The organism is Methanobrevibacter sp., from assembly GCF_030539555.1.
In the GTDB taxonomy this organism is placed as follows: Archaea; Methanobacteriota; Methanobacteria; order Methanobacteriales; family Methanobacteriaceae; genus Methanocatella.
Genome location: NZ_JAUNXX010000013.1, coordinates 12040 through 37553 on the forward strand (window position 1 = coordinate 12040; position 25514 = coordinate 37553).

General features: G+C 32.9%; 30 protein-coding genes and 2 tRNA genes. 14 read left to right on the forward strand and 18 right to left on the reverse strand.

Annotated elements, in window-relative coordinates; genetic code table 11:
• Nucleotides 1–44: 44 nt before the first annotated feature.
• The 4 genes from Q4Q55_RS04345 to Q4Q55_RS04360 form a co-directional block, all read right to left on the reverse strand.
• Nucleotides 45–929: a PhoU domain-containing protein gene (locus tag Q4Q55_RS04345; protein WP_303371601.1), complete on the reverse strand. Its 885-nt coding sequence runs from the start codon at nucleotides 927–929 to the stop codon at nucleotides 45–47.
• A gap of 8 nt (nucleotides 930–937) precedes the next feature.
• On the reverse strand, nucleotides 938–1879 hold the full coding sequence (locus tag Q4Q55_RS04350) for a hypothetical protein (protein ID WP_303371602.1): 942 nt from the start codon (nucleotides 1877–1879) through the stop codon (nucleotides 938–940).
• Between the two features lie 126 nt (nucleotides 1880–2005).
• Nucleotides 2006–2078 (reverse strand) — tRNA-Thr (locus Q4Q55_RS04355).
• A 39-nt stretch (nucleotides 2079–2117) separates the two neighbouring features.
• Nucleotides 2118–2200, reverse strand: a tRNA-Leu gene (locus tag Q4Q55_RS04360).
• 165 nt (nucleotides 2201–2365) lie between these two features.
• Here Q4Q55_RS04360 and Q4Q55_RS04365 point away from each other — a divergent pair.
• From Q4Q55_RS04365 to Q4Q55_RS04395, 7 genes are all read left to right on the forward strand, one after another.
• Nucleotides 2366–2533 (forward strand): 4Fe-4S binding protein, encoded by a 168-nt coding sequence (locus tag Q4Q55_RS04365; RefSeq protein WP_296880020.1) that lies wholly within the window; start codon nucleotides 2366–2368, stop codon nucleotides 2531–2533.
• A 10-nt stretch (nucleotides 2534–2543) separates the two neighbouring features.
• Nucleotides 2544–3329: an adhesin gene (locus Q4Q55_RS04370; protein WP_303371603.1), complete on the forward strand. Its 786-nt coding sequence runs from the start codon at nucleotides 2544–2546 to the stop codon at nucleotides 3327–3329.
• A 12-nt stretch (nucleotides 3330–3341) separates the two neighbouring features.
• A complete protein-coding gene (locus Q4Q55_RS04375; RefSeq protein ID WP_303371604.1) occupies nucleotides 3342–4622 on the forward strand; it encodes an oligosaccharide repeat unit polymerase family protein in 1281 nt (426 codons plus the stop codon).
• Between the two features lie 258 nt (nucleotides 4623–4880).
• A complete protein-coding gene (cbiM, locus tag Q4Q55_RS04380) occupies nucleotides 4881–5516 on the forward strand; it encodes a cobalt transporter CbiM (protein ID WP_303371605.1) in 636 nt (211 codons plus the stop codon).
• 1 nt (nucleotide 5517) lies between these two features.
• Nucleotides 5518–5823 carry a PDGLE domain-containing protein gene (locus Q4Q55_RS04385; RefSeq protein ID WP_303371606.1) on the forward strand — a complete coding sequence of 102 codons (306 nt, stop codon included), beginning with the start codon at nucleotides 5518–5520 and terminating at the stop codon, nucleotides 5821–5823.
• 109 nt (nucleotides 5824–5932) lie between these two features.
• The gene (gene cbiQ, locus Q4Q55_RS04390) at nucleotides 5933–6763 is read left to right on the forward strand and encodes a cobalt ECF transporter T component CbiQ (RefSeq protein ID WP_303371607.1); all 831 of its coding nucleotides are present in this window, start codon (nucleotides 5933–5935) and stop codon (nucleotides 6761–6763) included.
• A 9-nt stretch (nucleotides 6764–6772) separates the two neighbouring features.
• Nucleotides 6773–7612: an energy-coupling factor ABC transporter ATP-binding protein gene (locus Q4Q55_RS04395; RefSeq protein WP_303371608.1), complete on the forward strand. Its 840-nt coding sequence runs from the start codon at nucleotides 6773–6775 to the stop codon at nucleotides 7610–7612.
• Here Q4Q55_RS04395 and Q4Q55_RS04400 read toward each other — a convergent pair.
• The 4 genes from Q4Q55_RS04400 to Q4Q55_RS04415 form a co-directional block, all read right to left on the reverse strand.
• Entirely contained in the window at nucleotides 7609–7809 is a 201-nt protein-coding gene (locus tag Q4Q55_RS04400) for a hypothetical protein (protein WP_303371609.1), read from the reverse strand. The two genes, Q4Q55_RS04395 and Q4Q55_RS04400, sit on opposite strands and share 4 nt — an antisense overlap.
• A 54-nt stretch (nucleotides 7810–7863) precedes the next feature.
• Nucleotides 7864–8094, reverse strand: coding sequence for a FeoA family protein (locus Q4Q55_RS04405; RefSeq protein ID WP_303371610.1), 231 nt, complete (start codon nucleotides 8092–8094; stop codon nucleotides 7864–7866).
• 129 nt (nucleotides 8095–8223) lie between these two features.
• Nucleotides 8224–10242, reverse strand: a complete 2019-nt coding sequence (gene feoB / locus Q4Q55_RS04410; protein WP_303371611.1) for a ferrous iron transport protein B — start codon at nucleotides 10240–10242, stop codon at nucleotides 8224–8226.
• 457 nt (nucleotides 10243–10699) lie between these two features.
• Nucleotides 10700–11197 (reverse strand): hypothetical protein, encoded by a 498-nt coding sequence (locus Q4Q55_RS04415; protein WP_303371612.1) that lies wholly within the window; start codon nucleotides 11195–11197, stop codon nucleotides 10700–10702.
• Between the two features lie 126 nt (nucleotides 11198–11323).
• Between Q4Q55_RS04415 and Q4Q55_RS04420 the strand changes: the two genes are divergently transcribed.
• From Q4Q55_RS04420 to Q4Q55_RS04430, 3 genes are all read left to right on the forward strand, one after another.
• Nucleotides 11324–11785 carry a MarR family winged helix-turn-helix transcriptional regulator gene (locus Q4Q55_RS04420; RefSeq protein WP_303371613.1) on the forward strand — a complete coding sequence of 154 codons (462 nt, stop codon included), beginning with the start codon at nucleotides 11324–11326 and terminating at the stop codon, nucleotides 11783–11785.
• A 140-nt stretch (nucleotides 11786–11925) separates the two neighbouring features.
• On the forward strand, nucleotides 11926–13179 hold the full coding sequence (locus Q4Q55_RS04425; protein ID WP_303371614.1) for a tripartite tricarboxylate transporter permease: 1254 nt from the start codon (nucleotides 11926–11928) through the stop codon (nucleotides 13177–13179).
• A gap of 53 nt (nucleotides 13180–13232) precedes the next feature.
• Nucleotides 13233–13397 (forward strand): hypothetical protein, encoded by a 165-nt coding sequence (locus tag Q4Q55_RS04430; RefSeq protein WP_303371615.1) that lies wholly within the window; start codon nucleotides 13233–13235, stop codon nucleotides 13395–13397.
• A 101-nt stretch (nucleotides 13398–13498) separates the two neighbouring features.
• Here Q4Q55_RS04430 and Q4Q55_RS04435 read toward each other — a convergent pair whose 3' ends face one another.
• On the reverse strand, nucleotides 13499–14404 hold the full coding sequence (locus Q4Q55_RS04435; RefSeq protein WP_303371616.1) for an SAM-dependent methyltransferase: 906 nt from the start codon (nucleotides 14402–14404) through the stop codon (nucleotides 13499–13501).
• A 137-nt stretch (nucleotides 14405–14541) separates the two neighbouring features.
• On the opposite strand from Q4Q55_RS04435, the gene Q4Q55_RS04440 reads away from it, so the two are divergent.
• Together Q4Q55_RS04440 and Q4Q55_RS04445 are read left to right on the forward strand one after the other, a co-directional pair.
• Nucleotides 14542–15987, forward strand: coding sequence for a CpaF family protein (locus tag Q4Q55_RS04440; protein WP_303371617.1), 1446 nt, complete (start codon nucleotides 14542–14544; stop codon nucleotides 15985–15987).
• 319 nt (nucleotides 15988–16306) lie between these two features.
• Nucleotides 16307–16900 (forward strand): type II secretion system F family protein, encoded by a 594-nt coding sequence (locus Q4Q55_RS04445; RefSeq protein ID WP_303371618.1) that lies wholly within the window; start codon nucleotides 16307–16309, stop codon nucleotides 16898–16900.
• A gap of 18 nt (nucleotides 16901–16918) precedes the next feature.
• Here the strand turns inward: Q4Q55_RS04445 and Q4Q55_RS04450 are convergent, their stop codons facing one another.
• The 5 genes from Q4Q55_RS04450 to pth2 all read right to left on the reverse strand — a co-directional run bounded on the left by Q4Q55_RS04450 (nucleotide 16919) and on the right by pth2 (nucleotide 19732).
• Nucleotides 16919–17641 (reverse strand): DUF4012 domain-containing protein, encoded by a 723-nt coding sequence (locus Q4Q55_RS04450; protein WP_303371619.1) that lies wholly within the window; start codon nucleotides 17639–17641, stop codon nucleotides 16919–16921.
• Nucleotides 17642–18224: 583 nt separating this feature from the next.
• Nucleotides 18225–18494, reverse strand: a complete 270-nt coding sequence (locus Q4Q55_RS04455; protein WP_303371620.1) for an elongation factor 1-beta — start codon at nucleotides 18492–18494, stop codon at nucleotides 18225–18227.
• A 22-nt stretch (nucleotides 18495–18516) separates the two neighbouring features.
• Nucleotides 18517–18678 carry a zinc finger domain-containing protein gene (locus tag Q4Q55_RS04460; RefSeq protein ID WP_116670085.1) on the reverse strand — a complete coding sequence of 54 codons (162 nt, stop codon included), beginning with the start codon at nucleotides 18676–18678 and terminating at the stop codon, nucleotides 18517–18519.
• Between the two features lie 2 nt (nucleotides 18679–18680).
• On the reverse strand, nucleotides 18681–19337 hold the full coding sequence (locus Q4Q55_RS04465; RefSeq protein WP_368660136.1) for a delta 1-pyrroline-5-carboxylate synthetase: 657 nt from the start codon (nucleotides 19335–19337) through the stop codon (nucleotides 18681–18683).
• Between the two features lie 56 nt (nucleotides 19338–19393).
• Nucleotides 19394–19732 carry an aminoacyl-tRNA hydrolase gene (gene pth2 / locus Q4Q55_RS04470; RefSeq protein WP_303371622.1) on the reverse strand — a complete coding sequence of 113 codons (339 nt, stop codon included), beginning with the start codon at nucleotides 19730–19732 and terminating at the stop codon, nucleotides 19394–19396.
• 140 nt (nucleotides 19733–19872) lie between these two features.
• Between pth2 and Q4Q55_RS04475 the strand changes: the two genes are divergently transcribed.
• Nucleotides 19873–21651, forward strand: coding sequence for a ribosome biogenesis/translation initiation ATPase RLI (locus tag Q4Q55_RS04475; RefSeq protein WP_303371623.1), 1779 nt, complete (start codon nucleotides 19873–19875; stop codon nucleotides 21649–21651).
• Nucleotides 21652–21674: 23 nt separating this feature from the next.
• Here Q4Q55_RS04475 and Q4Q55_RS04480 read toward each other — a convergent pair whose 3' ends face one another.
• Genes Q4Q55_RS04480 through radB form a run of 4 tightly spaced genes read right to left on the reverse strand, consistent with a single transcriptional unit; the run spans nucleotide 21675 to nucleotide 24708 of the window.
• Nucleotides 21675–22034: a putative zinc-binding protein gene (locus Q4Q55_RS04480; RefSeq protein ID WP_303371624.1), complete on the reverse strand. Its 360-nt coding sequence runs from the start codon at nucleotides 22032–22034 to the stop codon at nucleotides 21675–21677.
• Nucleotides 22027–22776 (reverse strand): 4Fe-4S binding protein, encoded by a 750-nt coding sequence (locus Q4Q55_RS04485; RefSeq protein ID WP_303371625.1) that lies wholly within the window; start codon nucleotides 22774–22776, stop codon nucleotides 22027–22029. Before Q4Q55_RS04485 ends, Q4Q55_RS04480 begins: the two co-directional genes overlap by 8 nt.
• Nucleotides 22773–23945, reverse strand: coding sequence for a pyridoxal phosphate-dependent aminotransferase (locus Q4Q55_RS04490; RefSeq protein ID WP_303371626.1), 1173 nt, complete (start codon nucleotides 23943–23945; stop codon nucleotides 22773–22775). The genes Q4Q55_RS04485 and Q4Q55_RS04490 overlap by 4 nt, the downstream gene beginning before the upstream one ends.
• A gap of 58 nt (nucleotides 23946–24003) precedes the next feature.
• Nucleotides 24004–24708 (reverse strand): DNA repair and recombination protein RadB, encoded by a 705-nt coding sequence (radB, locus tag Q4Q55_RS04495; RefSeq protein ID WP_303371627.1) that lies wholly within the window; start codon nucleotides 24706–24708, stop codon nucleotides 24004–24006.
• Between the two features lie 223 nt (nucleotides 24709–24931).
• On the opposite strand from radB, the gene Q4Q55_RS04500 reads away from it, so the two are divergent.
• On the forward strand, nucleotides 24932–25514 hold a 583-nt coding region (locus Q4Q55_RS04500), incomplete at its 3' end, for a hypothetical protein (protein ID WP_303371628.1).

Genomic DNA, 25514 nt, shown 5'->3' on the forward strand with positions numbered 1-25514 from the left:
CAAATAGTGAACTAAATTTTTTAAAAAAAATATTAAAATGAGAATTACCTGAAACTGCGAGGAGTGGTTGACCTTGGAATATTCTCATGAAACTCTATTGAAACATCCATAATCTCAACAGAAATATCCCCCATCCTTTCAAATGCTTTGATAACTCTGAAAAGATATATGAAATAGTTTGAACGTTCCTTCTCATCAAAAGAATTTTCAGCCATCTGAGTTGCAATTAAATTAATGGCCTTTGATTGAAGAATATGAATCGAATCTTCCAATTCCATCAAGTCATCTTTCAGCTCGGTTTTGCCTTCAATGAAAGACTTCATGGATAAACGGATCATCTTTTGTGCGGTTTTATACATCTTTTTTAATTTTTTAAGTATATTCTCATCAATTTCATAAACATCATTAATGACAAATTTTGCGATATGGCCGCAATAATCCCCGATTCTTTCCAAATCATATGCAACTTCATTATAAAGCATTGATTTTGAAAATTCAGAATGTTTATTGATGCTGACAATTGTCTCAACGGAAGTCCTGATTTTTTCAACCATATTATTGGTAGCATAATCCATTTCTAAAGCTTTTTCTGCCCTATTTATATCATATTCCAAAACGGCATTAAATGATTCTTCGAGCTGTGAATGGACATGACCTGCCATATTAATCAGCATGTCGTTTATCAGGACATTTCCAGAAGTTTCAACAGGAGCCACATAATCATTTAAAGATTGTGCAATCTTTTCATAACCCTTTAAATCAATCATGTAAGCTCTTTTAACAGTTCCATCTTTAACAAGAGGCTGTAATAGCTGAGTAACATATCTTCGAGTAATTCCCAACTTTTCTGCAATTTCATCTTGTGTGGACGGATTTTCATATAGAATAAAATCCAGTATGTCCTTCAATGTTTTATCTTTTTTACTCATGTTATCTCTTATTTTTTATATTCTTCAAGCAAATCATTAGATTCGAATCGGATATTATCAGAAGATTTGTTGATTCCTGATTTTGGAGGATTGGTAACATCATTTTTGGAAACTTCTCTGGCTTTACTATTTCCGGATTTATCTTGGATAATGTTTTCATTAGACTCTTTTTCAAAATCAATATTGGTGGACTTATTGAAGTTAACTGACCTGATAGGTCTCGGAGAGGTTGATTTTTCATTTTTAACATGATCAATATGTCTTTTATCATGCACAATATCTTCATGTTTGAGATGGTAAACCTTATGAGTGAAAGTTTTTTCACCATTATTGTTTTCAACTACTTCAGATTCCCTTCTAGACTCCAAAGCAGACATTAAAACTCTAATTATCACAACTACAATCAACACAAATGCGACAATAGCTATTTCCAAATCAAAATGAATGAATGCTCCATCATATATATCTGTAACAGCATTTCCCAAATCGACAAAACCTCTTGCCAAAAATACCAGTCCAACACCTGCAAGGATGATACCATGAATTTTTTTAACATTTTCAGGTTTCAATACAATTGGATATATGCTCATCACAATCAAAGCCAAACCTAAAATCCTATAAAGATTATTGTTAGCCAAGTGTTGAAGTGAAAGATATGCATTCAGGAAATTAGCCGGCAATACACCGCTTTCGGCCAATAATGCAAAAATCAACATCAATTGAATTATAGCTATGACCACAATCGGAAATATATATGCAATATCCCATTCAAAATTCTTACTGTTAAATGAAGCATTTGTCACAGGTTTTTCTAAAGCTTCTGAGAGCATATTATAAAGAACAGATGAAATAACTGAACCTATAACAGTACCTGCGACTCCCAATACAGAAGTTAAAATAGCAACGAATGCTGATATAAATCCAACAAGTATAATCTTTTTATAATTCATATTTTCACATCTTGAACCATCAATTAATAAACATCATATCTCTAATAATTTTCTTTTTCAAAGTATTTAAATTAATAGTTCGCAACATCATTTGAAAATTAGATAATAATAACAAAAATAGCGAAAAGCCTTAGGGGGGATTCGAACCCCCGACTTCCACCTTACCAAGGTGGCGCTCTACCGGCTGAGCCACTAAGGCATAATCAGGAATAAAAATCAATAAAAAATTATAAAATAGTGCAAGGGAAGGGATTCGAACCCTCGAAGGCCTATACCAGAGGATCTTAAGTCCTCCCCCTTTGGCCGCTCGGGCACCCTTGCATACAATATTGATATTACACTCCATAGTATATAAACATTACTATTTTATGCAACCCCACAAAAAATATTTTCGAATTGACACTTAACAAAGTATATAAATATTAAGATAATTAAAACTAATTACATAAAAATATTTTTAAAATCAATAAATAAATGGTGTATTAATTGCAGATTGATATGGAAGAATGCGGAATTTGTGAAGATTGTATCGATGTTTGTATGGAAGAGGCTATTACAAAAAAAGCATATACCGTAGTTATCGACAATGACAAATGCGATTCATGCGGAGAATGTGTCGATGTTTGTCCTGTTGGAGCTATTTACGAAGATTGAATGATTCAACATGAAAAAAATCCTTAAAAAATTTACATTGGTTGACTATGTAATAATAATATTGGTAATATGTGCAGCCATATTTGCATTTATACACATTACAACCGATGATTCATCACACACTGAAAAAATCGCATTTGATGCCACTACAATCAGCAAAATACCGGATACCTATTTTTCAAACTACCAAAATGGGAACATAATGATGGTTTCCGTTAATGGTATTAACGCAAGTAACGGTGAAGAGGTAGATTTAAACGGTACTTTAAAATGGTTAGATGACAACGGTGGAAGCAATGTCAAAGTACTGATTGATTCTGAAGGCCAGACATATTTGCTTGGATTATATAAAAGCGTTCCTGAAGCAGATATCTATATTAATACCATGTCCATTGAAAGCAATGGAAGCACATATGATAATTTAGTGGAGCTTAAATTGAAACCTATGAATATAACTTCATTAAATGATTTGGTAAGTGATATTCCCAACAATACAGATTATGAAATCTCAACCGAGATATCAACAGATTCCATTGATACTATAAAATTGCAGGAAATTGCAAATAAAATTAACAGCAAAGATAAAAGACTTTCAATTGAAAGCATTGACACAGGTTATAACACCAAATTAAAATTAACAAAATCAAATAGTGAAAATATTCTGGATGCCGATTCCATTTTAGGAAACATCAATGGAATTAGTGATGAAATAACACTCAGAATTTATAATTGTAGTGATAATCAATTAAATACAATTAAAAACAGCTACGAAGTAGTCAGCATTAGAAATTTTTAAGTTGTGTAATCTATGAGCTTAATTTATTCTACATTAACTTCAATTGTAAATAAGATTAGTTATGAGTTTCATAAATCCTTTTTATTTTCAACTATCTTTTCTATTTTAACATTTATAGAAAACCAATGGGTCAATAGCTATTTTAAAAGATTATACCCTAGTGAAACTTTCTTAAATTTTTTAAATAAAATCAACATAGTTAAAAATCATCTGTTTAATCCTTTAATCGTGATTTTAGTATTTTCAATATTCCTACTGCTTTCAATAAAATCCGTGACAAATAGCTTAGCAGTAACTTTACTTATAGGATTTATTGCTTTTTTTATGGGATCTGAAATACTTCCAAGATTTCTACTCAACAATAATGCTGAAATTACAATTAGATTTAATAGGAACGATATTTATTCCATCGGATTTTGCCTGATGTTAGTGAGCATAGTATTCTTCTTTGTAAGTATTGCATCAGTCGGCGGAATTCCAATTTTAAAACCTTCAATAAGATATCTGCTAAAACCCGCATTTACAATGCCTGTTTTTTTAATTATTCCTGCAACTTGTTTAATAGCAAGTGCTTACCTAAAAGATTTTCAAAATGGTAAAATTATCCGCCAACGTGTAAGATTCAGATTCTTATTATTGTTGGTAATAGACTGTGCAATATTATTGACTTTAGGTTATAGGACACCACTACTTGCATCATTTCTTATCATAATAATAATAGGTTACTATGGAAATATTGTTTCACCATGGGAAGTTATTGTTGGTGCTTTAATTGGTGTAGGTGCAATCATGGGAATAGGTTATTTTAGGTCACTTGGTGAGCAGACAATAACCTCAGCAACCAACCCCCTTTCCACATTGCAAAGCCGGGCTGATTTTACACTGCATGTTCTAAACTTACTAGACTACATTGGAGGAACCTTCGGATTGACACATGGTCACCTTTTGGCAAGTTCCATCCCCGGAAGTGACTTGGGACCTAGAATGCTGGTTGGAAAGCTCATTGCATGGAGAAGCGAAGTAACAATCACCCCTACATTAATCGGACAAATGGTAATTGATTTTGGAAAAGTTGGTGTTTTTGTTGAAATGTGCCTTTTAGGACTTATTTTGGGACTTGGATTTAAAATTATGAAAATAACTCAGGATTACTTTTATATTGGAATTTACTCCCTGATTTTGACATATTCAATTTTGGGTGTTGAAACCGGAATTTTGGATATTCAAGTTTTACTATACTTCATAATCGCTATTTTTATTTACTTTACATGCATCCTAAAATCAAGAAATTAGGTCTTTTTTTAACTTTCAAGTATTACAAAAATCCAGAAATAATACTAATTTGTATTACTTTAATAACATTTATATAATGAAATACTTTTAAAATATTAAATGTCAAGCAAAATATCGGATTTATTAACCAATATACTTAATAAAACTCCCAGATAACTTGATATTATTAGAAATAAACGAAAATAATACTAAATCGTAATACTTCTTATATAAATGAAAAAAGAAAAAGTATTACTTTAGATAAATGGAGGAATTTAATTGCATATACCTGACGGATTTATACCTATTGCACAGTGCCTCATATATTATGTGATTTTAGTTGTTGCATTATACTTCTCTGTGAAATGGGCCAAATCCAACTTAGATGAAAAACGTATACCTCTTTTAGCTGTCCTTGCCGCAGGTATCTTTGCAATCATGTCCATGAACATGCCAATCCCATTTGGTACCAGTGGACACATGGTTGGAGGAGCTCTTGTAGCTATTGTATTCCTTGCACCGGAAGCCGCTGTTTTAGTATTTACAGTAGTTTTATTAATCCAAGCATTAATATTCGGTGATGGTGGGATTACCGCTCTTGGAGCAAATGTATTAAACATGGCTATTATCGGAGGTTTTGTAGGATTATACACCTTTAAAACATTACAAGGAATAATTGGAAAATACCCTGCAGCAGGTGTTGCAGCATGGTTAGCAACTGTATTGGCTGCACTTGCATGTGCTATTGAAATGGGTATCGCAGGAACATTCCCAATAAACATCGGTATTCCTTCAATGGTATTATACCACTTCTTTATTGGAATAATCGAAGCAGTACTTACTGTTATCGTTCTTGTGGCATTAGACAAATTTAGACCAGACTTGCTCGCATGGAATACTGAAGGAGATGCATAGTATGGATCAAAAAGATAAATATTTAATTATTGTAGCAGTCGTCATTTGCATTATAATCTGCTGTCTTTCACCATATATTGCATCTGGTGACCCAGACGGTCTTGAAAAATCTGCTGAAGATTCTGGACTTGCAGAAGATTTCTCAATTGAAGAAATCAAAGGCATTCCTGATGCAATCTTCCCAGATTATGCATTTGCAAATGATCCTGATAACCAAGCATTACAAATAGTTGCGCTGATAATTGGTGCAATTGTAACCTTAGGATTAGGATATATAGTTGCTAGTGTAGTAAGAAGTAGAAATTAAATTTTTTAATTTCTACAACTTTTTTTAAAAAATAATTGAAATTGATTAAAATAAACATAAGCAAATAATAATATATAACTAATTTTTAATATTACAATAGTGGATTAATATGGCAGACATAACACAAATAATTAGATTTGATGATTTGGCCTCAAAGGAAAGCCCAATACATAATTTGGAAGGAAGAATAAAATTAATATCCACTGTTTTTATAATCCTTGTCTGTGTCGTTTCAAAGGAACTTTTTATACCGATAATATTAGAGATTATTTTATTAGCAATATTAAAAATGGCAAACTTATCTTATATCGATTCATTTAAACGATTATTAATGTTACTCCCTTTTGGTGGGGCAATTATTGTATTTCAACCATTCATCCAACCAGGAAACATAATTTGGAGTTATTCATGGTTGCATATTACTGATGGGGGACTTAATTGGGCAATACTTTTATTTGTCAGGCTGATTGTATCATTAACTACCATCATCATATACTCATCAACTACACCCCTGCAGGAAATGGCAAGCTCCTTTAGAAAATTAAAAATGCCAAGGGATTTGGCAATGATTTTATCAATTATGGTAAGATTTTTATTCCTATTCGTTGATGAGCTTGCAGCAATCAGAAAAAGTCAAAAATCCAGAAATTTCAATATTCACAGTAAAAACACCCCATATAAATGGAGAGTGAAGCAGGTGGGTTATACTGTTGGAATGATGTTTTTAAAAGCATATGAACAAGGTGAGCGAGTTCACAAAAGTATGGTGAGCCGTGGTTTTTCAGATGCCTCAGAGATGTTTGATGAGAAAAAATCACCTGAAAAAAGTGATTATCTTTTCTTAATTTCAATAATAATTATCGTAATCCTATTAGAAATCATACTATTCAGATATTCCGGACAATTAGGTTACATTGGCCAAAATTTAGCAATTAATTAGGGGTTTAAAATGACAGACATTCATTTAGAGACAAAAAACTTATCTTTTACATACCATGATGGAACACAGGCTTTGAAAAATGTAAACATCCAGATTAAAAAAGGAGAAAAAATAGCTATTATGGGTCCTAATGGAGCAGGAAAATCCACATTATTTTCTCATTTTAATGGTTTGAGCGAACCTACTTCAGGGCATGTTGAAGTGGATGGTGAAAAGATAATTTTTGAGCGAGAGGAGCTGCTTAAAGTAAGGCAAAAAGTAGGAATTGTGTTCCAAGATCCAAATGACCAGTTATTTGCACCAACCGTGAAGGAAGATGTTGCCTTCGGACCAATGAATTTAGGTCTTGAATATGAAGAAATTGAAAAAAGAATCGAAGAATCTCTTGAAATGGTTGGGATGAGTGGATTTGAAGATAAAACACCGCACCATCTAAGTGGAGGTCAGCAAAAAAGAGTGGCGATTGCAGGCATTGTTGCAATGAGGCCAGAAATAATGATTTTAGATGAGCCTACTGCAGGCCTTGACCCTGAAGGTGTTGATAAAGTATTGAATATTTTAAATAAACTCAATAGTGAAGGAATGAGTATTGTAATATCTTCACATGATATAGAAATGGTAAATGAGTTTGCTGACAGGATATTCGTGTTATATGATGGCGAAATAATAGCCCAAGGTGACAAGCATCAAATATTTTCAGATAAGGAATTGCTGAAAAAAGCTCATTTAAAAGCACCAGTAACAACCGAAATTTTATATGCATTAAAAGAAAATGGATTAAATGTTGATACTGAGAAAATTGGAATTGACGAAACAGTAAAAGAAATATTGAAAGCAACAAAAGATTAATTTGTAGCTTTTTTTCTATTTTTTAACTTATCTTTAAGTTTAGTTATAAATTCAAATTCCTGATCCAATTCCGGAGAGTTAGCAAAACCGCAATTAGGACAGTGATAACTATTACAATTATGTTTTCCGCAACTAGCACAACCACGGTTTTCCAACTTGGTTTCATCAAACTCACAACCGCACATACGACATTTCATAATATCATCACCGATAAAATTAGTTTAAAAAAAAATAATTGAAAAAAATTGAAGTCATTCTACTTCAATATTTTCAGCTTCTTCTTTTCGAAGACAAACATCATAGCCTTTGATACTCATTTCAATTGGGTCTCCCAAAGCGGCGACTTTTTTTATTTGAATTTTGGCCCCTTTAACAAAACCCATACCCAATAAGTGTCTTCTTAAATCAACATCCCCCGATTCATGGTATTTAACAATAGTAACTGTTTCACCGGGTTTAGCATCTTTTAATGTTTTTGTCATGATATCACCCATAAATTTTTAGGTATGCTAAAAAATATTTAATTAATGATTTGTCACAACCCATATATAAATATTTAGTTATGACTAAAAATTATTAAAAATTAAAAAAATAAAATTGAAAAACCAATCTTAGCCGAAGCCCGCCAACACCCCAATATTGTAAATTAAAAAGGATACAATATATGCAGTTACAAGAGTGATTGCACTCATTGTTAACGGCCATTTCCAGCTATTTGTTTCCTGTTTAATCGCACCGAGTGCCGCAAAACATGGAATATACAAAAGTGAAAATGCCATGAATGAAAATGATGACAACGGAGTGAAAACATCATGTGCTAACTTGGTAATTCCTTCTTCATCATCTTCCTCAAGACCTGCAAGAGTTCCCAAAGTACCAACAATAGCTTCCTTAGCAAGCAAACCTGCAATAATGGCTACGGCAGCCTGCCAAGTTCCAAAACCAAGAGGTTCAAAAACAGGTGCTATTGCAGTACCAATAATACCTAATAGACTTTCCTGTGACCCGTATGCCACCCCAAGCGGGAAACTGCTTAAAATCCATATAATGACCACTGCAGCCAAAATAATAGTTCCTGCCTTTTTAATGAATCCTTTCACTTTTTCCCAGGTATGCAATAACACACCTTTTAAAGATGGCACTTTATATGACGGGAGTTCCATCACGAATGGGGATGATAAACCCTTAAACAATGTTCTTTTAAGAATTGCCGCAACAATAAGTGCCACAACAATACCCAATAAATAAATTGACAACAACACATTTCCTTCATTGTTTGCAAAGAATGCCGCAGTAAAAATTGCATAAATCGGCAGCCTTGCAGTACATGACATGAATGGAATAAGCATCATTGCAAGCAATCTGTCAGATTCATTTTCCATTGTTCTTGTTGCCATGATTGCAGGTACACCACAACCAAAACCCAAAATCATTGGAATAAACGCCTTACCATGAAGTCCGACCAATTTATGCATAACCAAATCCAGGGTAAATGCTGCTCTGGCCAAATATCCGCAGTCTTCCAAGATACTTAAACATAAAAACATTAAAATAATAATAGGCAAGAATGTTAAGACACTGCCGACACCACCAATAAGCCCATTTTGAACAAAAGATGCCAAGTATGCATTTGGAATATGTGGCACAATAATTTCACCCAGAGTAGTAAACCACCCATCTATTAACTCCTGGAAAGGCGCTCCAACTACAAATACCACCTGAAAGACCAGCCACATTATTATAATGAAAATTGGAATAGCCAAAATCCTATTTGTTAGAATCCTATCAATCTTATCTGATGTTGTTGGTTTTTCAACAGCAGGTTTAGAAACCGCTTCGGCCATTAAACCATCTATAAATGCATATCTTGCATTAGCCACAACTTCTTCTGCACCTTCATTAAATATATCATGAAGGTGTTTACTTACTTTATCTACTTCAACCATGATTCTGGAGCTCATGGAAGATTTTTGAACTTTTTGAATTACTATAGAATCTTTTTCCAACAGTTTAATTGCAGTCCATATTGAAGGAACATCCAATAAATCACTGTCTTTTTCAATTAGTTCCTGAAGATCTGCCAGGTGTTCCTTTAATTCTGCACCATATGCCAACTTTGCACTAGTATCGATAGGTTTTGACGATTGTCTTTCAACGGTTGTTAACAACTCTTCAAAACCGCCTTTATTTTTTGCATTAATTTCAATAACAGGAAAACCTAAAAGTTCACTCATCAAATCTATATTTATAATGTGTTCCTTCTTTTTTGCAAAATCGTTCATGTTAAGGGCCAAAACCAAATTAGCACCTAACTCCATCATCTGAACTGTCAAGTATAAATTACGTTCTAAATTAGCAGCATCAACCACATTGATTATAACATCAGAGTCATCATCCACAATAAAATCTCTTGAAACAATTTCTTCAATAGAATGAGCACTTAATGCATAGTTACCCGGTAAATCCACAACATCATAGTCATAACTTCCATGTGAAAAGTGACCTTCAGCCCTTTCAACAGTTTTGCCCGGCCAGTTGCCTACATGTTGGCGCATACCAGTTAATTGATTGAATACAGTAGTTTTACCCACATTCGGGTTTCCTGCCAATCCCACAATCAATTTTGTCATTAACTATTCCCCTCTTTTTTAACATCATCATTTATCTTCAAAATATCAAGTTAAGTTTAAACATAAATACCTAAAAATTAGGTTAACCTAAACACATTTTAGTATTGATTTTCATCAATATAAATAGTTAATCATGAAAAATCATTATTAAATTTAGGTACACCTAAAAAATAGAAATCTTTATATATAACTTCATCCAACATTTAATTGAGTGATGTAAATTTAGGCATACCTAAATTTTGTGCCTATACATTACTTTGAAAACAAACATTATTAGTCAAAAAAATACAATCTCCAAAAAAACTTAGAAACAAAATATTGAATTAACATTAACATAATGCCCAAGTTTAATATCTTGGAAAATTATCTGCCAAAATTTTCCAAAAAAAAACACGTTTGGTGTTTGAATCTCCTCCATATGTCTCAAACACCAATATCCTTCTTTTTTTAGAATATTTTAAGGCCCTTCACCATCGTAAGTTGAAGCATCATCATAGATTTCCTCATCCCAATAATTATCCTCAATATAATCATCAATTCTTTGATTTAAACCCCAATTATGATTGTCATAATAAGTATAAGCATCAAAGGATAATCCCTGAGATATTGTGATTGTTTTTGTCGATTTAGCTGGTTTATAGTGAGAATCCCCATCAAATTTAACTTCAACATTATATGTTCCAGGGTCATATCTCAAGCGAACGATTTTACCGTATGGTTTATATGCCCATTTATAATAACCGTTTTCATCAGTTATTTTGTAGTGAATAGTCCCTTTACTGGAAATATCTTTTCCATGACTATCAACCAGTTTTATTTCAATATACCCCCCAAAGATAGAAAATCCATCATCGGCACTGATTTTAACTTTTGATTTTTCTTTTGCTGAGGCTGGAGAAGCCAAAAGAAAGCACAAACAGAGAATTGCTAATATAATAATGATTTTTTTATTCATTGAAAATCACCATCTGCTTGTGAATATATTGTTATTAATCATATTTATACATTCGATAACTGTTGAATAAAGCAACATTTAAATATTATTCTGAAAATAAATTATAATGAGTTAATAGGTGATTAGATGATAGAATATGAAGACATAATGAAAGAATCCCCTTATTTAATTTGTTATTTGATTTCTTTATCCAAAACACACGATTTTTATATCAACAAATATATTAAAAATGAAACCGAAATATTGCCAAGCCAATATTACATGTTAATGTTTTTATATCACGAAATGGGTACAAACCAATCTGATATAGCAAAGATTTGCCTAATGGACAGAAGCGGAGTTTCAAGAGCTTTTAAAGATTTTGAAGAAAAAGGATTAATTACCCGAGAAGTAGATGAAAACAACAAAAGAGCTTATAAAATTGAATTGACCGAAAAAGGAATTAAAATTGCTCAATTTTTAGAAAAAAAAGAAGCAGAATGGGATGAAATGATTCAAGAAGAATTAGACATTTCCAAAGAGGATTTATACAAACTTCTCTCCAAATTATCATTAAAATCATTGGAATTCAATAGATCACACTTTTGAAAAAAAAGCAAATAACCGTCACCACAGAATTATCTTAAAGCGAAATTGAAATCCATAACAAGGCAAATTCTTTAAAATCAATGCAATATTCAATAACAACTTAAACAAAGCTTAAATTGTAGTTTATACAATTAATAGCTATGATAGAATTAGTAATTGCTTGTTTTATAGGTATTTTAATAGGAACCACAACAGGAATGATACCTGGAATACATGTTAACACGGCCGGAGCAATCATATTTGCTTCTTCCAATTTTCTATTAACATTCTTATCCCAGGAATTCCTTTGTGTTTTAATGGTTGCGATGTCAATAGCACATGCCCTGATGGAATTTGTACCTTCCATGCTTTTAGGAGTTCCGCAGGAAGGCACTGCCACATCAATACTTCCAGGGCACAGAATGGTGTTGCAAGGAAGATCAAAAGAGGTCATAAGAATCGTGTCGGTCGGAGGATTTGGTGCAATCATTGTTACGATAGTGATGCTTCCGGCTTTCGCAGTTGCCCTTCCAATATTGCATGACCTGACAAAACCGTTTACATGGATGATTTTATTATTTGCATCAATTTATTTGACATATAGCTTAACAAACTCACTTCGAGACTTTTTATGGTCAATGCTCCTTTTTATACTTTCGGGAATTCTGGGTTGGATAATTTTTCAAACCCCAATTTCATCAGGAGTATCTCTAATGTGCACTTTTTCAGGCCTTTTCGGAATAAGCACAATATTGTTTAGCCTAAATGACTCCTCAACAATTCCCCACCAAAGCAAGTTTTATGAGCTCAATTTGGATTTGAACAAGTTCAAAAGCATTTTTGCAGGAGGAATTACCGGAGCAATTCTAGGCTTTCTCCCAGGATTCGGACCTGCACAGGGAACTGTCATAGCCCAGGCTGCAAGCGGTGCAAGTGACAGTGATGATGACGATACTGTGAATTTCCTGCTTGCAACATCCGGACTTAACGTGTCCGATTGTCTTTTCTCATTGATTGCAATCTACATTATTGGGAATCCTCGAAGCGGAATAGCTGTTTATATGTCGTATCTGGTATCTGAAATGACCTTGAATCATTTGATGATTTTTATTTTTGCATCATTGATTTCAGTTTCAATTTCTTTAGTCCTATCTTTAAAATTAGGCGATTCTTTTTCTGGATTGATGGATGGAGTTGATTATAAGAAATTATCAATCGGAGTAGTTTTACTTCAGATTCTGATATTGTACATCTTTATCTTTTATTATCAAGCACCCCTTTTGTATATGACACTTGCTCTGATTACATCAACGGCATTGGGAATGCTGCCCCATTACATTGGTGTTGGCAAGTCCCACCTGATGGGAATCTTAATTATTCCAGCAATTGTCATTTATATGCAGATGTTCATATGAAAAAATTGACATGTACAAATACTTAAAATATGATTATCAAGAGATGTGATAAAATGCATGAAAAAGAAATATTCCTTAAAGAAGAAATCAGCACAGATTTAGGTTCTAGACAACAAATAGAAAAATTATTTAAAAATATTGATAATAATACAACAAAAGTCATAATGAATTTTGAAGGTGTTGAATTTATGGGTCGTAGTTTCGCCAGGAATATTTAAATCAAAAACATTTCACATCATTTGAAATGTGGAAAAAAAACATGCCCCAAGACATTGAAAAAATGTTTACTATGATTTTAAAATTAAATAACAAAATATAGCTAGATAATCAACACGTTATCTGCTATTTTTTCTGCTTTTTCTTTAATCTTGGAGGTATCTGCACTTGGAAATGCATCAATCACACAAAAATCACTTTCATCTATTTTTAAATCCTCAAATGATTCGTTGAAAATCTCAAAATTATCTGTTATTCCATTAATTTCCAAGTTAACTTTCAGTGCACCAATCATTTCGGGATTGATATCATTGAATATTACCTTTTCAAAGCCGCATTTAAGCATATATATCCCCAATGCTCCCAAACCACACATCGCATCAATCGCCACACCCTTTTTAATATCGTTGTTGTTTAGATAATTATGCAATTGAACCAGTTTTTGCTCGGTGGTCATTGCAACTTCAATGTGATGTCTGGCCTGATTTTTTACCAGAGTTATCCTATCGCCAATCAATGTCCTCATGACATTTATTTGAGTGTCATCACCCTCCAAAATTTCAAAATGGTTAATGTTCGAATCCTTATCAAGCATCCCAGCAGTATCCTGCGGACTTCCCTTTAAGATGCATGCCACTTCAGAAACTTCACCTATTAATCTTGAAGCAACCTCCTCTGTAAAATCAGGATGCAGCAATATCAGACTCCCTTTCTTAATAAATTGTGGATTTAAACTGCTGTAATAAAAGTTAGACAATGGAACCGGAGAGTTGCGTCTGAGTGTTGCATTTTGAGGGACTGTTTCCTCTTCAATCATTATCTTTAAAATATGCGCCATTACAACATCAATTGGTCTTTTTCCGCAACTGCATCTTTTGAAATTATCATCCACACTTTCAAAACCACTCCAATCTTTAATTGGTGAAAATTTTTTTATTTGAATATCCTGACAATTTTCACATTCCCAAATATCTTCAATCATTTCATCCAAATTCTCTTTACTTATCATAATAGCACACCACAATTGTTGTATATTTAAAGTATTGTTTTAAGTTAGTAATTATGATTTTGAAAGTAATAAAAACTATATTAATTAGTATTACCAATTTTAAAAATATGAAAAAAAACAACAGGTAGGTTTTAAAAATGGGAAACAACAATACACAAAGCAATAATAAACTCATACCACAATATGACATCGTAAAGCAAAATTACACCCCCGAAGAAAAAATTCTTTTGGATGAAATACGTGAAAACTTAGTTGATTTGGCCATATCCTCCGGCGAAAATTTCCAGCCAAACGAAGAAAAGCTATTAAATGACATCCAAGCATTTTTATTCAATAAGTTGTCTAGCGAAAATCAAAACATTAACTTATCAAAGGAATATTTGAATGACCTATCACAGAAGTTACTTAGAGACATTATCGGATATGGGAAAATCGATTCACTAATCCAGGATGATGAGCTTGAAGAAATCATGATAATCGGTATCGGAAAACCTGTTTATGTCTATCACAGAAAATACGGGATGATGAAAACCAACATAAAATACGATGACGAGCAGGAACTGCTGGATTTGATTGATTCAATGGCCAGGCAAATTAATAGAAGAATTGACAAGGAATCACCAATTTTAGATGGGCGATTAAATGACGGATCAAGAATCAATGCAACCATCCCCCCGGTTTCGGCTGATGGTCCGTCTCTTACAATCCGTAAATTCAAAAAGGACCCTCTGACCATCATTGATTTAATAAATTCAAAAACAATTTCTCTTGAATTGGCAGCATTTTTATGGTTATGTATCGACGGACTCGGAGTTAAATCGGCAAATGCAATAATATCCGGAGGAACAAGTTCCGGGAAAACAACTACATTGAATGCCCTCTCATCATTTATTAATCCCAAGGAAAGAATCATCACAATAGAAGACACACTGGAACTTCAGATTCCCCATGAACATGTAATAAGAATGGAAACAAGGCCTTCAAATGTTGAGAATAAAGGCGAACTAACCATGAATGACTTAGTTAAGAATTCTCTAAGACAGCGCCCAGACAGAATAATCGTTGGAGAAGTTAGAGCCGAAGAAGCAATCACATTATTTACAGCTTTAAATACCGGACACTCCGGATTTGGAACTCTCCATTCGAATAGTGCAAGGGAAACAATTACAAGATTAACAACATCGCCCATGTCCGTTCCAAAGATAATGATTCAGGCAATTGATTTTATTATAATGCAAAAGAGGATTTATTCAACATCAGGAGTATCATACAGGAGAATAAGTGAAGTTGCTGAAGTAGTCGGCGTTGAGGACGGAGTTATCCAATTAAATAAAATCTTTGAATGGAATCCTGAAAATGACATAATCAACAACATAAGCATATCCAGCAAAACATTATCACAAATCGCTACTTTAAGTGGCAAATCGTTGTACGAAATTAATAAAGAAATCGAGAATCGGGAAACCGTACTGAAACATATGATAACACATGATTTGCACACGGTAAATGAAGTTAATGCAGTTTTAGAGTTGTATTATAGTGACTGTGAAAAAGTTTTAGACAGAATAGCTTTAAACAGGTGATATTATTTTTAAAAAATTTTTTATTGCAGTCGGAGGCACATTTCTGTTTGTTGTTAACTCCTTTAAAAATCTATCTTTAAGTGAGATTACTCCAAAGAATGAAACTAAAAATGAATTAAATCTCAAACTTTTCTCCAGATTTAATTATGAAGCAGAAAAACCAGCTAAAAAGAAAAGCGGAAAATTTGACAAAATCAGAGATGAACTGATAATACACCTGCTAAAAAAGAGAACCATTGCAGTCCTAATCATATTCTTAATTCTTATAACATATTTATTCAGTTTTGAAATAGGAGGAATCGTTCTAGTGGTCATTACAATGATTTACACATTTATCATTTATTACCCTCAAATCAGACAGAAAAATAGTTATTCAGATTTAAATCAGGAACTTCCATATGCTTTAAGACATATGGGAATTGAATTGAAATCTGGAAAAGGCTTGCACGATACCATGTCCACCATCAAGAATGCAAATTATGGTTCGCTATCACAGGAGTTTACCAGATCTTTAGAAGAGATAAAATATGGTAAACCCACCGAAGAATCGCTTATAGATATGTCCCATAGAGTTAACTCAGAAGGGCTTAGCAGAACAATCCATCAGATTATCGGAACATTAAGAGTGGGCGGAAACTTAGCAAATACACTGGACATCATTGCAAAAGACATTTCCTTTGAAACCCAAATTAAACTAAAAGAGTATTCGCAAAAATTAAATTCTTTTATTCTGATTTACACATTTGTGGCTATTTTAGCACCTGTGATTATTTTAATAATGTTGATGGCAGGTTCAACTGTAATGGGAGACATAATATCCGGAAATCTTTTACTATTGATTTATTCATTGTTTTTCCCGTTGGTAATCATGATGATGGGAATCTTTATCAAAAAGTTAGAACCTAAAATATGAAAAAAATATAAAAAGGAATTATGAGCCAAATAGGCTTTCAATTCCTTTTGATGCGAGTAATCCTACAAAAGCACCATCTTCATCCATGATAATGTTTCCTTTTGAGTATTGATCCATTGCAGCATTTACCATTTCTGATTTTGTAGATGAATCACCGGCTTTTTTAGCTGCTGCTCGAACAATGTTCATAACAGCATCTCCTCTAGAAACACCATTACTTCCATCCTCTTCACGAATAATGTCAATACCACTTGCACTGGTTGTTGTACCATTGATATCCAATGGCCCTGCAGCCTTAAGAATCGCATCCAATGCAGCAGTATTAATTGCCACAACATTATCAATGGATTCATTGCTGCGGAATTCAACAATTTCCTTTGCAAGCTGCATTCCTTTGGCATTGTCCGAATCGTAGAATGCATCGTGCATCAGCAATCTTGATCCTGCACCTTGTTGTTGATATTCTTGAGGTTCAGTAGCGTTTGGATGTGTCATTCCTCCAGGATAGAACGGAGTATAACTTATCAGAGTACCATTATCCAAGTGAACGATGAATGCCATGTCACAGGCCCCCATTCCAGGCCTGTCTTCACTTTCATCAATAGCACACACCAATATGCTTTTGTCTCCTTTGGACAATTCAGAGTTGGCACCCATGAATAAAACACTACCAATTATTGCAGCTAAACCAATGAGAACAACAATTAAAATAGTCAATATGATTTTCTTTGTTCTATTCATACTCTAACCTACACAATTTTACAATAATAAGTAAATATTTATATCGTTTTTATTATACTTAAATTTTATTAAAAGAAATTTTACTAAAAATAAAGTAATGTATTTAATCAAAAACAAAAAAAACAACATAATCATTTAAAATTAATCCTAAAAAAAAGAGATAATAATGGTGTTTAATTATTTGAGGAGTTTTAAACACCAAAGACTTTTTTTGGAAAATTTTGGCAGAAGAATTTTCCAATCATATTAAATTAGAAAATTGTGGAAACTAATTTAATATTCTAATATAATTTTGGAGATTGCATATTATTTGACTAATAATATAACATGTTTTGAGAGTAATGTTTGTGACACAAAAATTTAGTTGTGCCTAAATCCACATCACTATTTATTACTTGGTAAGTTATAGCATATAAATGTTTCTATAATTTTTAGGTTAACCTAAAAAATTTAGTGAAAACATACTGAAAAATGAGACCATACCATAATATATCACGTGTTATATAACAGGTTGTATAAACAGACATATAAATGTTTCGGAATGCAAAAAAAATAGAAAAAAAGTAAAAAAATAGAAAGACAATTACATTAATCTTCCAACGCCAGTGATTTCAAAACTAGCTACGCCATCAATAGCCTGAACCATTTCTTCAACAGCTTCAGATCCGCCTTCACCGTCTTCAGTGATGAATTGCAAGATTACAGCTACTAAACCAAAAGCGATTGGTTCTTCAGAAATTTCATGAATTTCAGCGCCTTCAGGCATTGAGGTTTTAATTGCTTCTTTAATAGTTTCCAAGTCAATGTCCGGACTGTCCGGCATGATTTTCATAGTTGTTAATACTTCACCCATTCTAATTCCTCCATTTTAAAATTTATGGTCCTTCAAAACCACATTCACATTTGTAAGCGTGACCAAAGGTACGGCATTTTTCACATCTTGCTATTTTTGCTCCACAAATAGGACATTCAAATTCTACGAAAGGTCCTGTTAATGGAATTTCTTGTTTACATGAAATGCATTCTACAGTTTTCATTTTTATTCACCTATTATTTTTGTGTAATCGAAGTTATAATCATTTATATTATCATCTATAAGAGATAAAACCCTTTCGGGAAACTTTCCATTCACAACATAACAATCAGTCCCAAACTCTAATAAAAGAGAAGGTAACATTACATCAATCGATGACTCTTGAAAAGTCAGTAATTTTGTTGCATCGATTTTACTTATGAATGTTGAACCCTGCTCTTTAGGTTCTTGGGTATATATACCATTTACATTTGTTACTATAAAAAGGTTCGCATTTAATAAATTTGCAATGTATGCTGCAATTGAATCAGAAGTAACATCCCAGCTACATTCAAAGGGATCTTCGTTTTTTAAAAATTCAGAAACTGCAAAAATAGGAGTAAAACCTTCATTAGATATCTCATTAACATCTGTTATACTATAAGCCAATTTTGCGGAATCAACTTTATCATCTACAAGTTTAGCTATTATGTCCATGCAATCAATAGCTGTCCAATGATTTACTTCATCTGAAAAATATTGTTCATCATCATATTTGCGAATAAGGTTGGCGAATTCCCCACCGCCCAAAATAATTACCGAATTGGTGTTTTCTAATTTTTTTGCCAAATCAATTGCATAATCTGGAAACAGACTTCCCCCAATTTTAACAATCTGTTTTATGATATTATCACAACTCCTGTTAAATTAAAAGTAGCTTTCATTAAATGATAGTTAATCTATAAAAGTTTTAAATCTCCAGTCACTTCATCAATTATTTCATCTTCATCAGGACCGAGCGCCAAAACTGTAATGCTTGATGTAGGTATCTGAGTTCTTCCGGCATCAATTACCAAATAATTGGAAATGCCCTTTTCATCAGCCAATCTTTTGAGTTCCAGTAATTCTTCTTTAGTCTTAACTTTTAGAACAACTTTAGCATAAGCTTCATTTTCCCATTTTTTAATCTTTTTGGAATCAGTTTTTTTATAAGAACCAATGGAACCATGACAACACTGTGCCGCAATCTTTCCTTTGCGCATTTTTAAATCTGTTCTTACAATCATTGCTTGTTTCATATTATCATTAATAACTTTATTATATTCAAGTATAAAAAATATACTTTCCATTAATGAAACGCCAGTTTAAGTTCAATATCAATAATTTAATTAAATAGAATTAACAAAAATGTTAATGTTATAAATATAAGGAGATAATAATGACTCGTATTTCAATTTTAGACAAAGACAGATGTCAACCCAAAAAATGCGACTATCTTTGCATACATTACTGTCCAGGTGTCAGAATGGAAGAAGACACCATAGTAATTGATGAAGATTCAAAAAAGCCGTTGATATCTGAAGAATTATGTGAAGGATGCGGTATTTGTACCAATAGATGCCCATTTGATGCTATTACAATTATTAATTTGCCCGAAGCTGCAGACAATCCGATACATAGATTTGGTCAAAACCAATTCGAATTATTTGGTCTTCCCGCACTGGAAGAAGGTACGGTTTTAGGGCTTTTGGGTCCGAACGGTATTGGTAAATCCACAATAATGAATATCCTATCCGGAAATTTAATACCAAACTTTGGAGATTGGGAAAATCCGCCCAAAAACTGGGATAAAGTAATTGAGTTTTATAAAGGCTCAGCACTCCAAAAATATTTCAAAGATTTATCAGAAGGCAATATCAAAACCATTCTAAAACCTCAAATGGTCGATAAACTTCCAAAAGTTGTGAAAGGCAAAGTTAAAGACTTGCTCACCAACGTTAATGAAAGGGACAAACTTGATTATGTTACAAAAGAATTGCAACTTGAAAATGTTTTAAATCGTAAAATGGAAAATCTGAGTGGTGGAGAACTCCAGAGAGTTGCAATTGCTGCAACAATACTTAGGGAAGGAGATTTTTACTACTTTGACGAACCGACATCATGGTTAGACGTCTCACAAAGATTAAATGCTGTTAAAGTTATTCGTTCACTTGCAGAAGAAGGAAAAAGCGTCCTTGTAATTGAACACGACCTTGCAACATTGGATGCTCTATCTGATAACATCCACATATTGTACGGACAACCTGGAGGATACGGTGTTGTTTCCGGAAGAAAAGGTGTTCGTTTAGGTATTAATGCTTATATAAATGGATTTTTAGCAGAAGAGAATGTGAGAATTAGAAGAAATCCTATTGAATTTACCATCAGACCCCCAACACCGGAAGATGAAGGAGATGCACTCGCAAGCTATACTGATTTAAATAAGAGCTATGACGGATTTGAATTAAGTGCAGATGCCGGAGAAATATTTTACGATGAAATCGTAACTGCATTCGGTTCAAACGGTATCGGTAAAACCACCTTTGCCAAAATGCTTGCAGGAGTTGAAGAGCCGACAACAGGCAAAGTGGATGAAGAAGTGACAATAGCTTACAAACCACAATACATTGTTTCAGACTTTGAAGGGACTGTAAGTGACTTTTTATATATGAATGCCCCAAGCTTTGGAAGCAAAATCTTTGAAAGTGAAATAATGAATCCGCTTACGTTAAATGATATGCTTGACAAACCCGTTAAAGGATTAAGTGGAGGAGAACTTCAAAGACTGGCTATTGCCGCAACACTTGCAAAAGATGCTGAAATATATCTTTTTGACGAACCTACAGCATTTTTAGATGTGGAACAGAGATTAATAGCTGCAAGAGTAATTCGTAAAATGATTGAAAGCAGGAATACAGCATCACTTATTGTGGACCACGATATCGTATTTATTGATTATATCTCTGACAGGGCGATGGTTTTCAATGGTACTCCAGGTTTAAACGGTCATGCGTCAAAACCAACCGACCTTCGAAGCGCCATGAATGAATTTTTAGGAAATCTGAACATAACATTCAGAAGAGACAAGGAAACAAAAAGACCAAGAGTTAACAAACTCGACAGTTATAAAGATCGTGAGCAAAAAGAAAAAGGAGAATATTATTACTTATCTGACTAAATATTCCCTTAATTTTTTATTTTTTAAATATTTTCCAATTCTTTTAAAATATATTTTTTCAGTACTTTTACTGCCTTTTCACCATCCTCATCCAATCTTACAGCATCCAACGGATTTAGGTCATAAGCTTTAACAACACTATCTGCAGCAATATTCTTAACAGTTAATATGACTGAAGCACAGTCATCGCTGCAACCAGTTATAGTGACGATCTTTGCATCATCCAAAATTGGAGAACAATTATTTGGTTGTGCAGAATATTCTGTTATGCATGCTGCAACAATATTTTCTTCTTCCAAAGCCAATTCAACACTAGCCGCCCTTACAACTAAACCTAACGGACTTAATCCACTACATGAAACTAAAGCTATTTTTTCACTCATTTTTTTGCCTCGCTTTCATTCTTTCATATCTTTTCTTAACTTTATCATAACTCCTCTTGTAGAATGGACATCTCAATAAGCATTCATTACAGCCCTTCCTATGTGCAGTGCAAAGTTTTCTTAAAAATTTTCCATTCTCATCAAATGCATTTTCAGGACATCTGTCCATACAAATGCCACATGTGGAGCAGAAATCACTAACCCACAACATATCATTTTCCTTTTTAAAAGGAAGATTTTCAATTGAAGTGTGAATCATGAAAAAACCGTTATGCAATCCATCTTTAAAAAGACACATATTACTTCCAGTAATTACACATTCATTTGATTGCAATGCAATTGCCCTTAAACTTAAATTATCATGCAACGGATGAATTAAATCAGCCTGAAATCCATTTTCTCTTAAAAAATCTGCAAATTCATATACATGAACCCCATATTCCTGAAATTCATCATCCATTAATTTGCATTTTTCCTTTGAAGGATCCATATTGATGAGATTTTCACCCATGAGAAATTTAAAAATAATTACATTATCCATATCAAGGTCAAATTCCGCTTTAAAGTTCTCGGATAATTTGGAATAGCTAATTCCAGTGAAATTATATTTTAAAACCAAATCAGTTAGTTTATTGATTAAATCCTCTGAAACTTCTGTTTTAGGATTTGATGGATTTTCAATTTTATAAAAATTAGGAAGAGGTTTGTGGTATCTGAACCTCTCAAAAGTAGCATTAATCATTTTCTTAAAGCTTCAACAGCTTTTGGGAATTCTTCACAAAATACTTTGATTTCTTCAGTTGGAATTGAGAAACTTATGCGTAAGTATCTGTCCCCGAAATCTTCTGAAGTGTATTCTCCTTCTCTTGTGAATAATTTTTTATCAATCAAATAATTGGACATTAATTTCGGATCAATTCCCGCACCGGACAAGTCAATTACCATCATGTTTGCATCAGATGGATACACTGGTAAAAAAACTCCTTCAATCGGTTCAATCATCTCATTGATCAATCTCTGGTTTTCAAAACAGGTTTCACGCATGTCTTCAAACCATTCTGACTTTGATTTGAGACCTGCAATTGCACCATATTGGGAAATGATGTTTACTCCCAAATCATTGACAACAGCATTCTTAATTGCTTCAATGATAGGTTTTGATGATACCACTCCCCCAATTCTTAAACCTGCCATTCCGAATATTTTGGAAAAACTGTAAATTGTTAATGTTTGACCAGGAGCATAGTTTTCAACCAGGAAATGTTCGCGTGCGAAATCTTTGTAAGTAATATCATGCAATAAGTATAAATCGTTTTCTTTTGCAATTTCTGCAAATTCTTTTAATTCATCTTCAGTGTATGAAGAGCCTAATGGGTTTAAAGGATCGATTAAAATAACCATTTTTGTATTTTCATCCATATTTTCTCTCAAAAGTTTTGGAGTTAATTTATAGTTATTTTCTTCAAAATAAATTGGAACATATCTCACTTCACCTGCAAAACGATTAGCAAAGTCTCCAATAATAAAGTATCCAGGATCAGATAAAATCACATTATCCTCCGGCTCCAATAATGCCTGCATACATAAATATAAAGATTCTGTTGCACCGGATGTCAATAAAACTTCCAAATCTTTGAAACCCAAATCATCTAAAATCAATTGTTTAAGTTCACTGAATCCTTCAGGGGCGGGATATTTGCAATATGTCTTTTCACGAATAGCATCAATCATAGCATCAGCTATGGTATCGCCATGCAAATGATTTGTATTTTGACCCATCCAAATCATATCTTTATCCATATACATATCTTCAAAAAAGTCATTTGCACAATCATAACCTTCAGGAGGCACCCTTTCAGTTTTTTGAAACTTTTTTTTCGGGTTTTTAATATCAAAATCCTTTTCCCTCATAATTATCACTCAAACAATTCCAAAATAAATATTTATTATTAATTATTAATAAAATTACCTAAATAATTCCATTTGAAGTTATTGAAAATGTGGCTTTTTTACCTTCTGGAATACTTCTATGTCTAATTAATGTGGCTATCCTCTGATCAATTTCCGTGCCACGTTCTAGTTGCAGTATGACTTTACTCCAATACTGAAGAATAGTTCCTCCAACTGCCCTGATATCATTATTTCCTTCATCATCAAAGGCATTGTAAATTTGATTTGTTAAAACAACTGCAATGTCATAGGTTCTTGCAATTTTAGATAGGATTCCCATCTGTTTTCCCAGTTCTTTATTCAATTTAGCAGATTTCATATCATCCACCCTATACAATGCAACAGCTGAATCCAGGACCAACAAATCCACATCCTCATGATTTTTTCTAAGCCAAACATCAATTGATCTTAGATTATCATTTTGCTCCAGAAAAGTTGTCGGTTCAAAAACAATTATATTATTGGCCACCCTTGGAAAATCAGATCCTGAAATTTGTTTAATTCTATCAATTGAAATTCCTCCTTCAGTATCTATGTAAATTACTTTCCTATTGTTTTTTGCAACATTAACTGCTAGAGATAAAGCAATATTACTTTTACCAGAACTAGGCGGTCCAAATATCTGAGTAATTGTGCCTTTTTCAAAACCTCCACCCAGCAATGCATCAAGTGATGAATTTGAAGGAATTTTATTGTTATCTTCAAAGTTAGCCAATACTTTCATGATAAACTATTGTTTCTTATTATATATTAATTTTAAATTTAATTCGAAAAAGATTATTTGACTTCCGAATTAAATTTTATAAATCAAATAAAGTATTCTGAATGAATTAAGCTATTATATTTGATTAAATGATTAACTAAATACAAAGTGAGCAATTGGTTACTTTAACTTTATATATAACCTCTTACAACGAAAATACTACCCAATATAAGAGGTGAAAAATTTGAAAAAGCGTATAATTACACTATTTACATTAATGCTAATAATTACATCCGGAGCAAATTTTGTTTCAGCAGAAGCCACTACCGGAGAAGAGATTACAAATACAACCAACCCCCAACAGACCGAGACAATTAATGAAAATCAAGCCAACCAAAAAAGTGAAAATGAAAGCAGTGAAGATGAAACTAAAAGCAGAGTTGGCGAAAAAGTAAAATCCAATGAAAAAGGTCACTACAACATCACTTTCGATGATGGATACAATGGATACTGCATCAACTATGGAAAAAACGAAGCTAAAAAAAATGATGAATTTACCGTACAAGAAACAACTGCAGCAATAAATAATAAAAATGGAGAATCAATCGGCCATTATTTAAAAACCTTCTTTGTCGAATTCCACGATATTGCAGTTAAAGACAAGTACAACACCCAAGAAATCATCTGGGGTTTTAGTGATAATCGCAATACTCAAAATCCCCTCATCAGACAAATAAAAGAAGCATCCCTCAACCTGATAATTCCAGACCACGGGGCAGTTAAAAAAATTAATGATACAACTGAAGCAATTTTCAACTTTGAAGTGT

Excerpts from the sequence above, each read along its gene's own strand:
- Q4Q55_RS04480 (WP_303371624.1), bottom strand. The coding sequence starts at position 22,034 with ATGAGTGAAAAAATAGCTTTAGTTTCATGTAGTGGATTAAGTCCGTTA.
- Q4Q55_RS04440 (WP_303371617.1), top strand. The coding sequence starts at position 14,542 with ATGGGAAACAACAATACACAAAGCAATAATAAACTCATACCACAATAT.
- feoB (WP_303371611.1), bottom strand. The coding sequence starts at position 10,242 with ATGACAAAATTGATTGTGGGATTGGCAGGAAACCCGAATGTGGGTAAA.
- Q4Q55_RS04420 (WP_303371613.1), top strand. The coding sequence starts at position 11,324 with ATGATAGAATATGAAGACATAATGAAAGAATCCCCTTATTTAATTTGT.
- Q4Q55_RS04400 (WP_303371609.1), bottom strand. The coding sequence starts at position 7,809 with ATGAAATGTCGTATGTGCGGTTGTGAGTTTGATGAAACCAAGTTGGAA.
- Q4Q55_RS04345 (WP_303371601.1), bottom strand. The coding sequence starts at position 929 with ATGAGTAAAAAAGATAAAACATTGAAGGACATACTGGATTTTATTCTA.
- Q4Q55_RS04460 (WP_116670085.1), bottom strand. The coding sequence starts at position 18,678 with ATGAAAACTGTAGAATGCATTTCATGTAAACAAGAAATTCCATTAACA.
- Q4Q55_RS04370 (WP_303371603.1), top strand. The coding sequence starts at position 2,544 with ATGAAAAAAATCCTTAAAAAATTTACATTGGTTGACTATGTAATAATA.
- Q4Q55_RS04395 (WP_303371608.1), top strand. The coding sequence starts at position 6,773 with ATGACAGACATTCATTTAGAGACAAAAAACTTATCTTTTACATACCAT.
- cbiQ (WP_303371607.1), top strand. The coding sequence starts at position 5,933 with ATGGCAGACATAACACAAATAATTAGATTTGATGATTTGGCCTCAAAG.
- pth2 (WP_303371622.1), bottom strand. The coding sequence starts at position 19,732 with ATGAAACAAGCAATGATTGTAAGAACAGATTTAAAAATGCGCAAAGGA.
- Q4Q55_RS04485 (WP_303371625.1), bottom strand. The coding sequence starts at position 22,776 with ATGATTAATGCTACTTTTGAGAGGTTCAGATACCACAAACCTCTTCCT.
- Q4Q55_RS04415 (WP_303371612.1), bottom strand. The coding sequence starts at position 11,197 with ATGAATAAAAAAATCATTATTATATTAGCAATTCTCTGTTTGTGCTTT.
- Q4Q55_RS04430 (WP_303371615.1), top strand. The coding sequence starts at position 13,233 with ATGCATGAAAAAGAAATATTCCTTAAAGAAGAAATCAGCACAGATTTA.
- Q4Q55_RS04445 (WP_303371618.1), top strand. The coding sequence starts at position 16,307 with ATGATTTACACATTTATCATTTATTACCCTCAAATCAGACAGAAAAAT.
- Q4Q55_RS04490 (WP_303371626.1), bottom strand. The coding sequence starts at position 23,945 with ATGAGGGAAAAGGATTTTGATATTAAAAACCCGAAAAAAAAGTTTCAA.
- radB (WP_303371627.1), bottom strand. The coding sequence starts at position 24,708 with ATGAAAGTATTGGCTAACTTTGAAGATAACAATAAAATTCCTTCAAAT.
- Q4Q55_RS04405 (WP_303371610.1), bottom strand. The coding sequence starts at position 8,094 with ATGACAAAAACATTAAAAGATGCTAAACCCGGTGAAACAGTTACTATT.
- Q4Q55_RS04455 (WP_303371620.1), bottom strand. The coding sequence starts at position 18,494 with ATGGGTGAAGTATTAACAACTATGAAAATCATGCCGGACAGTCCGGAC.
- Q4Q55_RS04375 (WP_303371604.1), top strand. The coding sequence starts at position 3,342 with ATGAGCTTAATTTATTCTACATTAACTTCAATTGTAAATAAGATTAGT.
- Q4Q55_RS04385 (WP_303371606.1), top strand. The coding sequence starts at position 5,518 with ATGGATCAAAAAGATAAATATTTAATTATTGTAGCAGTCGTCATTTGC.
- Q4Q55_RS04350 (WP_303371602.1), bottom strand. The coding sequence starts at position 1,879 with ATGAATTATAAAAAGATTATACTTGTTGGATTTATATCAGCATTCGTT.
- Q4Q55_RS04450 (WP_303371619.1), bottom strand. The coding sequence starts at position 17,641 with ATGAATAGAACAAAGAAAATCATATTGACTATTTTAATTGTTGTTCTC.
- Q4Q55_RS04425 (WP_303371614.1), top strand. The coding sequence starts at position 11,926 with ATGATAGAATTAGTAATTGCTTGTTTTATAGGTATTTTAATAGGAACC.
- Q4Q55_RS04435 (WP_303371616.1), bottom strand. The coding sequence starts at position 14,404 with ATGATAAGTAAAGAGAATTTGGATGAAATGATTGAAGATATTTGGGAA.
- Q4Q55_RS04475 (WP_303371623.1), top strand. The coding sequence starts at position 19,873 with ATGACTCGTATTTCAATTTTAGACAAAGACAGATGTCAACCCAAAAAA.